Raw genomic sequence first — 12,240 nt, 5'->3', positions numbered from 1 at the left:
TCAGGCGAAAAGGATGAAGTCCGACGCGTGCAACGACTCGGAATCGGCGAAGCCGACCAGGACGACGCTGGAGGTCGCGTCGAACGCGATGGTGGTGTCGCTGCCGTCGGTCGTGATCGTCATGTCTTCAAGGCCCGCAAAGCCGTAGGCACTGACATCGATACGGTCGCCGTCGCATTGACGGAAATCGTTGATGTCGTCGTGGCCGCCGCCCGGCGCGAAGACGAACGCATCGGCGCCGGTGTGCGCCCCGGCCTCCACGACGGCGGCATCACCCCACATGTGGTCGCTTCCACGTCCGCTGATCAGCGTGTCGTCGCCACCGCGGCTCTTGCCGTCGAGCGTCTGGGCGTCACCGTAAAGGCGGTTGTTGGAGCCGCTCGCCGTCAGCACATCGTCGCCACCGACCGTGCGATCGCTCATGATCCGGGCATCGCCGTAGAGGGTCCCGCCGATCGAGGCCTCACTCGTCAGGTGATCGTTGCCACCGCGCGCCCGGCCGGACATGTCCTCGGCATCGCCCGAGAGGGTCTCCACAGCAGCGTTGCCGCCGGTGATCGTGTCGTCGCCGCCGACAGTGCGGTCGGACATGTGGTTGGCATCGCCGATCAGATTGTTGGCGCGGCCGTTGCCGCCGGTCAGCGTATCGTCGCCGCCCCGGGCGCGATCGAACATGCTGTTGGCGTCGCCGCTTGCGACGGCGGTGTCGCTCAGCGTGTCGTTGCCGCCCTGAGTCTGGCCATACATGTTGAACGCATCACCGAGGAGAAAGCCGGGCGGCCCGATGCCGATCTCGATCTGGTCGGGTCTGCCGATCAGCGTGTCGTCGCCACCGGAAGAATGGCCGAACATGTCGTAGGCATCGCCGAACAGATGTGCCTGCGGCCCGCCCATCACCAGCATGTCGTCGCCGCCGCTTGCGTGATTGTAGAGGCCGTAGGCGTCGCCATAGAGGATGTCGTTGCGGCTGCTCCCGATCAGCGTGTCGTTCCCGCCCTGGGAGCGATCGTGCATCGTATTGGCATCGCCGAAGAGGATGTTGGTGGCAAAGGCGCCGCCGGTCAGCGTGTCGTCGCCACCCCGGCTCTTGTTGAGCATCTGACCGGCATCGCCATAGGCGGTTCCACCGACGCTGCCCTCGAGCACGATATTCTGATCGCCACCCTGTGCGCGATGACGAAGGATACCCGACGTGTCGCCGTAGATTGCCATGGCGCGTTCCTCTCTTCGGACGTGGTCAACGTTTGCGTTGAGTGTTGGCGCCTATCTTGAACCGCGGACCGGCAAATGCCATCGCGCGCCGTCCGAGTCACCGAATGGCCACAGCGGGGCCTCCAACTGGATGAATCAGAGAAGCCGGCGTAGGGTCGCCGTCCCCGACAACTTGAGGAGCGTCCGATGCCCCGCGTCAGTGAGATCGAGGAAGATGGTGATGATCCGACCTTGAAGGCCGTGTTCGACAAGGAGCGCGAGATCTTCGGTGATCTCTTGAATCCAACGAAGGTATTGGCGCATTGCCCGCCGATCTTGCGTGCCGCCAAGATGCTGGGCGCCTCGATCGAGCAGTCGGGTCAGTTGCCGAAGGACCTGCCGCCACTGATCTACCTGCGCGTGGCGTCGATCAACGGCTGTCCCTTTTGAATAGACATCAATTCCGTCCGTGTGACGGAAAGCGAAGGCGGATTGGAGAAGGTCGCAGAGGTGCTGAACTGGCGCGACAGCAAGCTGTTCAGTCCGAGTGAACGGCTGGCACTGGAGTATGCCGAGCGCATCACCTACACCGACCAGCAGGTCGATGACGCGTTCTTCGCCGAACTGCGCAAGCACTTCACCGAAGCGCAGGTGGTGGAGCTGACCGCCGCGATTGCGATGGAGAACTTCCGATCGAAGTTCAATCCGACGCTGGGCGTCGAAGCGCAGGGCTTCTGCATGGTGCCGCAACGGAACAAGGGCTGAAGAACGGGAACTGACGGCGGTCCCACCGGAACATCGGTGGGACCGCAGGACTTCGCCAAGCCGTGGCATTGCGGGTACTATTCGTCGTCGATCCAGACGGTCGATCCGAGGAGGGCCCCATGGCAAAGACGATGAAGGCCGCCGTAGTGACAGCGTTCAAGGCACCGCTCGTCATCCGCGAAGTTCCTGTTCCCGAAGTCGGCGCTAACCAGATCCTCATGAAGGTGGAAGCGTCGGGCGTCTGCCACACCGACCTCCACGCCGCGCACGGCGACTGGCCGGTCAAGCCGTCGCCGCCCTTTATTCCGGGGCACGAGGGCGTGGGCTTCGTCGCTGCCGTCGGACGCGACGTGAAAGGCGTCAAGGAAGGCGACCGCATCGGCGTGCCTTGGCTCTACACCGCTTGCGGGCATTGCCCGCACTGCCGCACCGGCTGGGAGACGCTCTGCCACGAGCAGCAGAACACCGGCTATTCGGTCAATGGCGGCTTCGCCGATTACGTGGTCGCCGACCCCGACTACGTGGGAAAGCTCCCGGCAAGCCTCGGGTTCGGGCCGGCTGCACCGGTCCTGTGCGCCGGCGTCACCGTCTACAAAGGACTCAAGGAGACGGAAGCGCGGCCCGGCGAGTGGGTGGCGGTTTCCGGTATCGGCGGGCTCGGGCACATGGCAGTGCAGTACGCCAAGGCGATGGGCCTGCACTGTGCGGCGATCGACGTGCATCCCGAGAAACTCGAACTCGCCACGAAGCTTGGCGCCGACATGGTGATCAACGCCCGCGAGGAAGATCCCGGTCCGGCGCTGCACAAGGCGATGGGCGGCGTGCATGGCGTGCTGGTGACGGCCGTGTCGCCCAAGGCCTTCGCCCAGGCACAGGCGATGTTACGCCGGCGCGGCACGATGGTGCTGGTCGGGCTGCCTCCCGGCGACTTCCCCCTGCCGATCTTCGACACCGTGCTCAACCGCATCACGGTGCGCGGCTCGATCGTCGGCACCCGGCAGGACCTGGTCGAATGCCTGGAATTTGCCGGTGAGGGCAAGGTCAAGCCGCACTTCTCATGGGAGCCGCTCGACGCCATCAACGACATCTTCCACCGCATGGAGCAGGCGAAGATCGACGGCCGCATCGTCATGCGCCTCTGAGGCCCATGACGCCGGCCGCAAGCGGCTGCGGCTACTCCGCCTGGACGTTCAGCGCCTTCAGCTTCTTACCCCAGAAGGCGTGTTCGTCGTGGACGTACTTGGTGAAATCGGCGCGGCTGCGCGCCGGCGGCAGCTCCAGACCATCCTTGGCCAGCGCCTCGGTGTACTTCGCCTCTTTCATTGCCACGGTCGTTTCCTTGTGAAGGCGATCGAGAATGGCGTCGGGCGTCTTGGGCGGGGCGAACAGGCCATGCCAGCCGGTGACCGCGACATCGACGCCTTGCTCCTTGAGCGTCGGCACGTCGGGAAGGGAACTGACACGCTTCTCGCCAGTCACGGCCAGCGCCTTGAGGCGTCCGGACTTGATCTGGCCGACCGCTGGCGGCAGCGAGGAGAAGTTCATGGTGATGACACCCGAGATCACGTCCATCAGCGCCGGGCCGGTGCCCTTGTAGGGCGCGTGTGTGATTTGGATGCCGGCCGCTTCGGCGAACAGCGCGCCCGCCAGGTGGTTGTTGCCGCCGACGCCCGACGACGAGTAGGTGAGCTTGCCCGGCTCCTTCTTGGCGAGCGCGATCAGCTCCTTGACGTTGTTGGCTGGCACGTTGGGATTGACCGCCAGCACGTACTGGTAGTCGGTGGTCTGGATGATCGGCACCAGCCCCTTCAGCGTGTCGATCGAGCTCTTGAGCACATGCGGATTGGTCACGACGTTGGTGCCGACGGCGTAGAAGATCGTGTAGCCGTCGGGCTTGGCGTTGGACACGAAGCGCGCGCCGATGGCGCCCGCCGCGCCACCCTTGTTCTCGACGATCACCTGCTGGCCAAGCAACGGCGTCATGAGATGCGCCAGCTCGCGGGCCACGATGTCGGCACCACCTCCGGCTGCATAGCCCACGACGAAGGAGAGCGGCTGCGTCGGCCATGTCGCTTGCGCGCGAAGAGCAGAGGGTACGAAGAGCGCACCGCTGCCGAGAGCCAGGGCGGAACGCCGGGACAGGGTGGTCATCGTTTCCTCCACTTTTCTCAGTTCTTGCCGGAAACGTAGCGCCCCGCGCCATCGCCCGCCAGCTTGCCGAGGACGGCGCCCGACACCAGGCCCGTGCCGCCGGGATAGTTGTGGTAGAAAAGCCCGCCCACCAGCTCACCCGCGGCGAACAGGCCGGGGATGGTATGGCCATCGGTGCTCTCGACCTCGCCCTCGGTGGTGATCTTGAGCCCGCCGAAGGTGAAGGTGAGGCCGCAGGTCACGGCATAGGCCTCGAACGGCGCCTGGTCGATCGTGTTGGCCCAGTGGCTCTTCGGCACGGCGAGCCCTCGGGTGCTGCGGCCGTCCTTGATCGCCGGGTTGAACGGCACCTCGGTCATCACGGCGGCGTTCCATTCCTTGATGGTCTTCAGGAACGCCTGCGGGTCGACGCCTTCGAGCTTGGTCGCCAGTTCCTCGATCGTGTCGGCGCGCACCTTGGTCACGCGCTTGATGCGGTATTCGTCGCGCAGCTTGTCGAGCACCTTGGCGTCGAAGATCTGCCAGGCAAACTGCTGCGGTTGCGACAGGATCACCGCGCCGTACTTGGCGTAGGTGTAGTTGCGGAAGTCCGCGCCTTCGTCGACGAAGCGCACGCCATTGGCGTTGACCATGATGCCGAGCGGGTAGGAGTGCTTCTGGAAGTTGTCGCCGACATCGAGGTCGCCGAACTCCGGCGCGTTCATGTCCCAGCCGACGGCATGGCCGCCCGACCAGTTGCCGTGCGGCTTGGCGCCGATCGCCAGCGCCATGTTGATGCCGGCGCCGGTGTTGAAGCGCGTGCCGCGGACCTTGGCGAGATCCCAGGTCGGGCCGAGATAGCGCGTGCGCATCTCGGCATTGCTCTCGAAGCCGCCGCACGCCAGCACGACGGCCTTGGCGCCGATCTTCACGCGACGTCCCTTGTGGCGAGCGATCACGCCGCGCACCACGCCGTCCTCTTCGATCAGCGACACCGCCGCCGTCTCGTAGTGGATGGGGATGCCTGCTTTGACGGCAGCCTTGTGCTCGAGATCGACCAGACCCGGACCGCCGCCCCAGGCTTCGACCGCCAGCCCGCCCCAGAACTTGTACTTGCCGTTCACCTTGAAGGCCTGACGGCCGTAGCTCGGCTGGAAGCGCACGCCCTTCGAGCGCATCCACTTCATGGTCTCGAAGGAGCGGTTGATCAGGATATCGGTCAGTTCCGGGTCGCAGCGGTAGTTGGTCACGCGGCCCATGTCGTCGAGATACTCGTCGGCGCTGTAGCTGCCGAAATCGACATCGCGCTTCTCATCTTCGGTGAGGTCGTAGAGCTGGACCAGGTCGTCGACGCCGTGGAAGACCACGCGCATGGCGCCGGCCGTATAGGTGCTGTTGCCGCCACGCTCTTCCTCGGGGGCTGCTTCGAGCATCGCCACGGACGCGCCCGTCTCGCGCGCCGCCAGGGCCGCACAGGCCGCCGCATTGCCAGCACCGACCACCAACACATCGACCTGGAAATCGTCCACTTGGCACTCCTTTTGCATCTCACGAACCCGGGAACGCCAAAATAGCGCTAAAATAGGGCCATGGGTGATCGTTTCGACCGTCTAAGTGTCCGACATGCCAATGTCGAGGCTTTGCTGCGCCGTCCGGGCATCGGCCACAACAATGGCCCGACCTTCGACATGTCCTGGGAAGCCTGGGTGTGGCGCCGGGCCTCGGCCAAGGTGTGGAAAACCCCCAAGCCCGAGGTCGCGATGATGCGGCTGAAGCGGGCGGAGCGGCTGGGCATCACCTACAAGGAACTGGCCTCGGTCATCATGGATTCGGGCGCCCACATGAGCGCCGCCGTGATGCCGCTGTCGCTGGCCGCGCGCGTCCGCCGCGGACCCAATCGCGAGATCATCATCGAGCCGCGCAACTCGGTGGCCGACCTCGTCGCGAAGTTCCGCGGCCGTCTTTTCATCCTGGGTGACATCGACGCCGTTCCCGCGCTCAGCGAAACGGAGCGCGCCGACTTCCTGGCGACCCTCAACCGCGCCTTCGACGGCAAGGTCGAAGCGATCGGCTGGGGCCATGACGGTCCCGCGATCCGGACGATGCTCAAGGCCAACGCGCTGCCGCACCAGGAGGCGTTCATGGTCGGCGCCGGCATGTCCCACCGCGTGCTCGCCGAAACCGCCGGCCTGCCCCTCACCAAAGACATAGAGAGCTGGTTCGCCTAACCGGCGTTGTGCACACCCGACAGGGGCGGCGTTATCGATCTGCTTTCTCTGTCCTCTCGGCCAACCAGGTCTTGATCAAGGATTGGTAGGGCACGTCTCGCTTGTTGGCGGCGATCTTGATGCGCTCGAGCAGCGTCACCGGCAGCCGGAGGGAAATCGACGTCGTCGACGGCTTGAGGTTGGGCAGGCGAACGCGCTCCGCCTTGCTCCAGTCGACGAGCCCCGTGGAGTCGTGGGTTTCCCAGAAGCGCCGCTCCTCGGCTTCGTTACGGAACTTCGGAACGTTCCTAGGTTTCCTGCTCATAGCGACTCCGCTCCTTGCGATGCATTGTCCTTGCCGAGATCACCCGGATGAACCGGCCGTCGCCACACAGCGTGAACGTGACATGAAGCAGTCGGTCCGCATCCGTACGGCCTAAGGCATGTAGCCTCGTCTCGTGGGTGCTGTGGCCAACGTCCGCGACGACGAGCAGCGGATCGTTGAAGAAGATCTGCTCAGCCTCCGCTTGGCTGACGCCGTGCTTCTCGACGCTTTTCCGGGCGTTGCCCTCATCCCAGTTGAAGCCTTCGATCCCGTCGAAATCAATCACGAGCGTATATTACCATAATATACAGTTCTGCCAAGACGACAGTAAGGCTGCAAGCCTGCCCACCGTGAGGTAAAGAGGGACATGACCTCCACCATGACTCCGCCTCTCAAGGGCGTTCGCGTCGTCGAACTCACGCACACCATTCTCGGGCCGTCCTGCGGCATGATCCTGGCCGATCTCGGCGCCGAGGTGATCAAGGTCGAACCGGTGGACGGCGATCGCACACGCAAGCTGTGCGGTTTCGGCGCCGGCTTCTTCGGCTACTTCAACCGCAACAAGAAGAGCCTCGCGCTCGACTCGGATGCAGCCGAAGGCAGGGCGGTCCTCACCAAGCTGCTGGAATCGGCCGACGTGCTGATCGAGAACTTCGCGCCGGGCTCGATGGCCAAGCGCAAGCTGGGGCCGGCACATCTCGAGAAGATAAACCCGCGTCTCGTCTACTGTTCGCTGAAGGGCTTTCTGCCCGGACCCTACGAGAAGCGGCCGGCGCTCGACGAAGTCGTGCAGATGATGGGCGGGCTCGCCTACATGACCGGGCCCAGCGGCCGGCCGCTGCGTGCCGGCACCTCGGTGGTCGACATCATGGGCGGCATCTTCGGCGCCTTCGGCACGGTGCTGGCGCTGAAGCAGCGCGAGCGCACGGGCAAGGGCGGGCTGGTCGAAAGCGCGCTGTTCGAATCGGTGGTGTTCCTGATGGGCCAGCATCTCGCCATCACGGCGATGAACGGCGGCGCCGCACCTCCGCCGATGCCCGAGCGCGTAAGCTCGTGGGCGGTCTACGAGATCTTCAACACCGCCGACGGCCAGCAGGTCTTCATCGGCATCACCAGCGACAGCCAGTGGAAGCGCTTCTGCGAGATCTTCGGCCAGCAGGAGCTGGCGGCCGATCTCCGGCTCGCTACCAACAACCAGCGCATCGAGGCCCGGCCCTGGCTTGTCCCAGCGGTGGCCGAGGTCTTCAAGCGCCACGATCGGGCGGCGCTCGAACAGCTCTGCCTCGACGCCGACATCTCCTTCGCGCCCGTGGCTCGGCCGCAGGAGCTGTTCGACCATCCGCACCTGCTGGCCAACGGCTCGCTGGCGCCGACGACCCTGCCGGGCGGCGTGCAGACCCGCCTGCCGCTGCTGCCGTTCCAGATGATGGGCTGGCGTCCGCCGCTTGTCAGCGATCCGCCGGAGATCGGCCAACACAATGACGAGGTGCTGGCAGCGCTGGGCTACGACGCGGCCGGTATCGGCAAGCTCAAGACGGCAGGGATGCTGGGACCGGCCTAACTCTCGGCTGTGCAATCAATTGCACTCGGCCGGTTGTCGCCGCAGTTGCTGCGCGATCTGCGGCCACGCCTGCCGGCCGAGCGACTGCCAGTGCTGGATCACCTGTGGGCGAAGGGCGCCGATAGTCTCCCGCCATGAGGGCCGGGCCTTCATGCGCTGGTACCAGCCAACGAGAGAGGCGCGGTCGGCATCGTCGATCAACGCCAGCAACGCCATTTGCTCCAGGCGCGCAACGTAGGGGAGCGCCACCAGATCGGCGTGGCTGACCTCATCGCCGATCAGGAACGGCTGGCCCGCTGCTAGACTCGCGTCGAGCGCGTCGAGCATTTCCTCCTGCGTCCTCACCGCGTCGGCGAACTCCGGCGCCTCGACGCCCTGTCGTGCCGCCGCCGCGCGCAGTGCCCGGTCGCGCCGGTTGGGCATGGCCTGCAGCATCGCCTCCAGCCGTTCCGGCGGCAGCGCCTGCAACGCAGGTCGGCCAAGGATGGCGTAGTGCATCATGCCGTTGGCGGGATGATGCACGTCGTCAAGGCGACGCACCCAGGCCCGCATGCGCTGGCGCGCCACCGGATCGCGCGGCCGCAGCGCCGGTTCGGGAAAGACGTCGTCGAGATATTCGAGGATAGCCGCACTTTCGATCAGCACTGCGCCATCGTGGATCAAGGTCGGCACGACGCCGCGCGGATTGAGGGCGCGATAGGCGGGCGTGTGCTGCTCGCCGGCCTGCAGATCGACCGTGACGCTCTCATGGGCGAGGCCCTTCTCGACCAGCGCCAGCCGCACCTTCTGCGAGGAGGCGGAGAAGATGCTGTGGTGCAATCGCAGTGTCGTCACGCGTCACCTCGTCGTTAGTCGATGCAAGCTGGGAATGCCGGAAAGTACTGGCAATTGCCTGCGAGGTAATTGCGCCTATGTATGGCACTCAGCAGGAGTGGCCGGCGGATGTTGCAGCATGAATTTCGAGAGAGCGAAGTCGTGGATCAACTTCGGGCGCTTGGCGTCGAGGCGGGCGGCGTGCTGCTCGTGCATACGTCGTTTCGCGCCCTGCGCCCGATCAAAGGTGGCCCGTTGGGGTTGATCGCGGCGTTGCGCACGGCCTTGGGACCGGAGGGCACGCTCGTGATGCCGTCGTGGACCGGCGATGATGCAACGCCCTTCGATCCCGCGACGACGCCCGCCTCGCCCGATCTCGGCGTCACCGCCGATCTGTTCTGGCGCCAGCCCGGCACGTTGCGTTCCGATCATGCCTTCGCCTGCGCCGCCGCGGGCCCGAAGGCCGAGGCGATCGTGAAGACGGCACTGCCGCTGCCGCCGCACACGCCCGACAGCCCCGTCGGCCGTGTGCGCGATCACGACGGCCAGGTGCTGCTGCTGGGCGTCGGCCACGATGCCGATACGTCGCTGCATGTCGCGGAGCTGCTGACGCCTGTTCCTTATGGCGTGCCCAAGCACTTCACCGGACGTGGGGAAGACGGCCGGCCAGTGCGCATCGACTATCGCGAGAACGATCATTGCTGCCAGCGATTCGCCCTCGCCGACGATTGGCTGCGGGCGAGGGGGCTGCAGGCCGAAGGCCCGGTCGGTCACGGCATCGCACGCCTCGCACGGTCGCGGGACATCGTGCGCCTCGCCGTCGATGCGCTGCGCGACGAGCCGCTGCTGTTCCTGCACGGCGCCGAGGCGGGCTGCGCGGAATGCGACGAGGCACGCGCCAGCGTATCGGCATGAAGGAGCAGGAGCTGGCAGGTGCTTAGCCCCTAGCTCAGTTCATCCCCTTGGTGGGATAATCCGCGGGGAACGGAACTAGAACTTGTGTCAAGAACATTAGTTCTTTCAGCGGGTTAATTGTTCCATTGCTGACTGGAACAAAAGGCGTACATTGGCGTCCTCCGAGGCGCCGTCCGAAGCGCAGCGGGGCGGCGGACTTATCCGCATTGCTGCTCCTGACAGGGGCGTGGGAAGAAGGAGAAAGCCAATGTCGGCGGTGCTGAAAGTAGTCGAGAAAGAAGGCATGGAAAGCAAGAACAAGGCGCTGGATGCCGCTCTCGCGCAGATCGAGCGCGCCTTCGGCAAGGGCTCCATCATGAAGCTGGGCCAGCGCGAGGCGCTGGAGATCGAGGCGATCTCGACCGGCTCGCTCGGCCTCGATATCGCGCTCGGCATCGGCGGCCTGCCCAAGGGCCGCATCGTCGAAATTTATGGACCGGAAAGCTCGGGCAAGACGACGCTCGCGCTGCATGTCGTGGCCGAGGCCCAGAAGAAGGGCGGCGCCTGCGCCTTCGTCGACGCCGAACATGCGCTCGACCCGGGCTACGCCAAGAAGCTCGGGGTCGACATCAACAACCTCCTGATCTCCCAGCCCGATGCCGGCGAGCAGGCGCTCGAGATCGCCGACACGCTGGTGCGGTCCGGCGCCATCGACGTGCTGGTGATCGACTCGGTGGCTGCCCTCGTGCCGCGCGCCGAGCTCGAAGGCGAGATGGGCGATTCGCTGCCCGGCCTGCAGGCCCGCCTGATGAGCCAGGCGCTGCGCAAGCTCACCGCTTCGATCTCCAAGTCGAACACGCTGGTGATCTTCATCAACCAGATCCGCATGAAGATCGGCGTCATGTTCGGCAGCCCCGAGACGACGACGGGCGGCAATGCACTGAAGTTCTACGCCTCGGTCCGCCTCGACATCCGCCGCATCGGCGCGCTCAAGGACAAGGACGAGGTCGTCGGCAACGCCACGCGCGTGAAGGTGGTGAAGAACAAGGTGGCGCCACCGTTCAAGGTCGTCGAGTTCGACATCATGTACGGCGAGGGCGTCTCCAAGGTCGGCGAGCTGATCGACCTCGGCGAGAAGGCCGGCGTCGTGGAGAAGTCGGGCTCCTGGTACTCCTACGATGGCCAGCGCATCGGCCAGGGCCGCGAGAACGCCAAGAATTTCCTCAAGGAGCATCCCGAGGTCGCGCAGACGATCGAGAACAAGGTGCGCGCCAATGCCGGCATCGTCGCCAACGCCCTGATGGATGGCGGCAAGGAAGACGAGGACGACGATGAATAGAGGCGGCCAATAGAGGAGCCCGTATCCCCTGTCTCCGGGTTCCTTACCGGGCGGTGCCGCACCCCACGCGCGGCGCCGCCCTTTTCTTTTGCGCAAAGCGCAAAAGAAAAGGGCGGGCGAGCGGCAGCGCCTTCATAGGCGCGAGAGCTCGCTCAGCGCAGAACAAATACCGCCGGTGCTACACACCTTCATGTCATCCTGAGCGAAGCGAAGGATCTCATCGCCACCTGCCATCAGTGGGGCGACCGGCATGAGATCCTTCGCTTCGCTCAGGATGACAGGAGAGGCTCACCCCGGTCGCGAGCTGATCCTCTTCAAGAACCGCTGAACCCACTCCGGCCCTGTGCGCTTCACGCCATCACGAGGGCGGGTCTTGGCCCAGTCGAGCAGCAAGGCCAGTGGGAACCAGCTCTCACGTTCGTCCTGCAGGCCGCGCGCGGCCATCGAGACCTTGGGTACCGGCACGGGTGTCACGCCGTCCTGCTGCGGGCCGGCGCAGAGTTCGGCCGGCGAGGTCACCAGGTACTCACGGCAGACCAGCGGCCGCTCGGGATGGATGGAGCAGCTTTCCTCTTCGAGGAAGGGGCAGGGGATGCCGAGCGCGAAATAGCCGACCGACAGCTCGCGGTCGGCGCGGCCCGCCTTCTCGGCGAGGCCCGCCGCCTTGATCGCCGCCGAGGCCGTCGCGAACCGCTCCTTGAGCGCCCGGAGCCGTTTCGCCGGCATCGCCTCGATCACGCCCAACAAGCGTTCAGCCTCCGTGCGCGAAACTGGCAGGAGCTGACGGCAGCAGGCACCGCAACCCTTGCGGCAGGAGATTTCCGTCCCGGCTTCCCCGAGCTTTGTTTCGGCAGCGGTAACCACAGCGTTCACCAGCCCCTGCAGGGCAGGCACCACGGCGGCAGCCCGCACGGACCCGCTCGGCACGGTGATCGGATGGACCACCTTGAGATCGCCCACGGAGAGCCTGAGAGTGGCGGTAGAATGGGCCTCGGCGGCCATTTTCGACGGGTTC

Annotated in this window: 14 protein-coding genes; 7 read left to right on the top strand and 7 right to left on the bottom strand. The window is 65.4% G+C overall.

Annotated features, from left to right (window positions below; all coding sequences use genetic code 11):
- Positions 1-1,212, bottom strand: a complete 1,212-nt coding sequence (locus EPO50_RS18890; protein WP_296346556.1) for a hypothetical protein — start codon at positions 1,210-1,212, stop codon at positions 1-3.
- Between the two features lie 186 nt (positions 1,213-1,398).
- On the opposite strand from EPO50_RS18890, the gene EPO50_RS18885 reads away from it, so the two are divergent.
- The 3 genes from EPO50_RS18885 to adhP all read left to right on the top strand — a co-directional run bounded on the left by EPO50_RS18885 (position 1,399) and on the right by adhP (position 3,098).
- Positions 1,399-1,641: a hypothetical protein gene (locus EPO50_RS18885; RefSeq protein WP_296346555.1), complete on the top strand. Its 243-nt coding sequence runs from the start codon at positions 1,399-1,401 to the stop codon at positions 1,639-1,641.
- A gap of 21 nt (positions 1,642-1,662) precedes the next feature.
- Positions 1,663-1,956, top strand: coding sequence for a hypothetical protein (locus EPO50_RS18880; RefSeq protein WP_296346554.1), 294 nt, complete (start codon positions 1,663-1,665; stop codon positions 1,954-1,956).
- 119 nt (positions 1,957-2,075) lie between these two features.
- Entirely contained in the window at positions 2,076-3,098 is a 1,023-nt protein-coding gene (adhP, locus tag EPO50_RS18875; RefSeq protein WP_296346553.1) for an alcohol dehydrogenase AdhP, read from the top strand.
- A gap of 31 nt (positions 3,099-3,129) precedes the next feature.
- Here the strand turns inward: adhP and EPO50_RS18870 are convergent, their stop codons facing one another.
- Together EPO50_RS18870 and tcuA are read right to left on the bottom strand one after the other, a co-directional pair.
- Positions 3,130-4,107 (bottom strand): tripartite tricarboxylate transporter substrate binding protein, encoded by a 978-nt coding sequence (locus EPO50_RS18870; RefSeq protein ID WP_296346552.1) that lies wholly within the window; start codon positions 4,105-4,107, stop codon positions 3,130-3,132.
- Between the two features lie 17 nt (positions 4,108-4,124).
- Complete coding sequence (gene tcuA, locus EPO50_RS18865) at positions 4,125-5,615, bottom strand: FAD-dependent tricarballylate dehydrogenase TcuA (RefSeq protein WP_296346551.1); 1,491 nt, start codon at positions 5,613-5,615, stop codon at positions 4,125-4,127.
- A 60-nt stretch (positions 5,616-5,675) separates the two neighbouring features.
- On the opposite strand from tcuA, the gene EPO50_RS18860 reads away from it, so the two are divergent.
- Positions 5,676-6,314, top strand: coding sequence for a hypothetical protein (locus EPO50_RS18860; protein WP_296346550.1), 639 nt, complete (start codon positions 5,676-5,678; stop codon positions 6,312-6,314).
- A 31-nt stretch (positions 6,315-6,345) separates the two neighbouring features.
- Here EPO50_RS18860 and EPO50_RS18855 read toward each other — a convergent pair whose 3' ends face one another.
- Together EPO50_RS18855 and EPO50_RS18850 are read right to left on the bottom strand one after the other, a co-directional pair.
- Entirely contained in the window at positions 6,346-6,618 is a 273-nt protein-coding gene (locus EPO50_RS18855; RefSeq protein ID WP_296346549.1) for a BrnA antitoxin family protein, read from the bottom strand.
- A complete protein-coding gene (locus tag EPO50_RS18850) occupies positions 6,602-6,904 on the bottom strand; it encodes a BrnT family toxin (RefSeq protein ID WP_296346548.1) in 303 nt (100 codons plus the stop codon). Before EPO50_RS18850 ends, EPO50_RS18855 begins: the two co-directional genes overlap by 17 nt.
- Positions 6,905-6,997: 93 nt before the next feature.
- On the opposite strand from EPO50_RS18850, the gene EPO50_RS18845 reads away from it, so the two are divergent.
- The gene (locus EPO50_RS18845; RefSeq protein WP_296346547.1) at positions 6,998-8,179 is read left to right on the top strand and encodes a CaiB/BaiF CoA-transferase family protein; all 1,182 of its coding nucleotides are present in this window, start codon (positions 6,998-7,000) and stop codon (positions 8,177-8,179) included.
- Positions 8,180-8,194: 15 nt separating this feature from the next.
- On the opposite strand, the gene EPO50_RS18840 is transcribed toward EPO50_RS18845, so the two are convergent.
- Positions 8,195-9,013, bottom strand: coding sequence for a glutathione S-transferase family protein (locus EPO50_RS18840; RefSeq protein ID WP_296346546.1), 819 nt, complete (start codon positions 9,011-9,013; stop codon positions 8,195-8,197).
- A gap of 108 nt (positions 9,014-9,121) precedes the next feature.
- Here EPO50_RS18840 and aac(3)-IV point away from each other — a divergent pair, with 108 nt between their 5' ends.
- Entirely contained in the window at positions 9,122-9,907 is a 786-nt protein-coding gene (gene aac(3)-IV / locus EPO50_RS18835; RefSeq protein ID WP_296346545.1) for an AAC(3)-IV family aminoglycoside N-acetyltransferase, read from the top strand.
- A 247-nt stretch (positions 9,908-10,154) separates the two neighbouring features.
- Positions 10,155-11,225: a recombinase RecA gene (gene recA / locus EPO50_RS18830; RefSeq protein ID WP_296346544.1), complete on the top strand. Its 1,071-nt coding sequence runs from the start codon at positions 10,155-10,157 to the stop codon at positions 11,223-11,225.
- A gap of 288 nt (positions 11,226-11,513) precedes the next feature.
- Here recA and EPO50_RS18825 read toward each other — a convergent pair whose 3' ends face one another.
- Positions 11,514-12,227, bottom strand: coding sequence for a YkgJ family cysteine cluster protein (locus EPO50_RS18825; protein ID WP_296346543.1), 714 nt, complete (start codon positions 12,225-12,227; stop codon positions 11,514-11,516).
- Between the last annotated feature and the right edge of the window lie 13 nt (positions 12,228-12,240).

Source organism: Reyranella sp., assembly GCF_004297405.1.
GTDB lineage: Bacteria > Pseudomonadota > Alphaproteobacteria > Reyranellales > Reyranellaceae > Reyranella.
The sequence above is the reverse complement of the archived record's forward strand: the minus strand, read 5'-3'. Positions and strand labels throughout refer to the sequence as shown.

Bases quoted from the DNA above. Each gene is read 5' to 3' on its own strand.
- EPO50_RS18890 (WP_296346556.1), bottom strand. From the start codon at position 1,212: ATGGCAATCTACGGCGACACGTCGGGTATCCTTCGTCATCGCGCACAG.
- EPO50_RS18885 (WP_296346555.1), top strand. From the start codon at position 1,399: ATGCCCCGCGTCAGTGAGATCGAGGAAGATGGTGATGATCCGACCTTG.
- adhP (WP_296346553.1), top strand. From the start codon at position 2,076: ATGGCAAAGACGATGAAGGCCGCCGTAGTGACAGCGTTCAAGGCACCG.
- EPO50_RS18870 (WP_296346552.1), bottom strand. From the start codon at position 4,107: ATGACCACCCTGTCCCGGCGTTCCGCCCTGGCTCTCGGCAGCGGTGCG.
- EPO50_RS18860 (WP_296346550.1), top strand. From the start codon at position 5,676: ATGGGTGATCGTTTCGACCGTCTAAGTGTCCGACATGCCAATGTCGAG.
- EPO50_RS18855 (WP_296346549.1), bottom strand. From the start codon at position 6,618: ATGAGCAGGAAACCTAGGAACGTTCCGAAGTTCCGTAACGAAGCCGAG.
- EPO50_RS18845 (WP_296346547.1), top strand. From the start codon at position 6,998: ATGACTCCGCCTCTCAAGGGCGTTCGCGTCGTCGAACTCACGCACACC.
- recA (WP_296346544.1), top strand. From the start codon at position 10,155: ATGTCGGCGGTGCTGAAAGTAGTCGAGAAAGAAGGCATGGAAAGCAAG.
- EPO50_RS18825 (WP_296346543.1), bottom strand. From the start codon at position 12,227: ATGGCCGCCGAGGCCCATTCTACCGCCACTCTCAGGCTCTCCGTGGGC.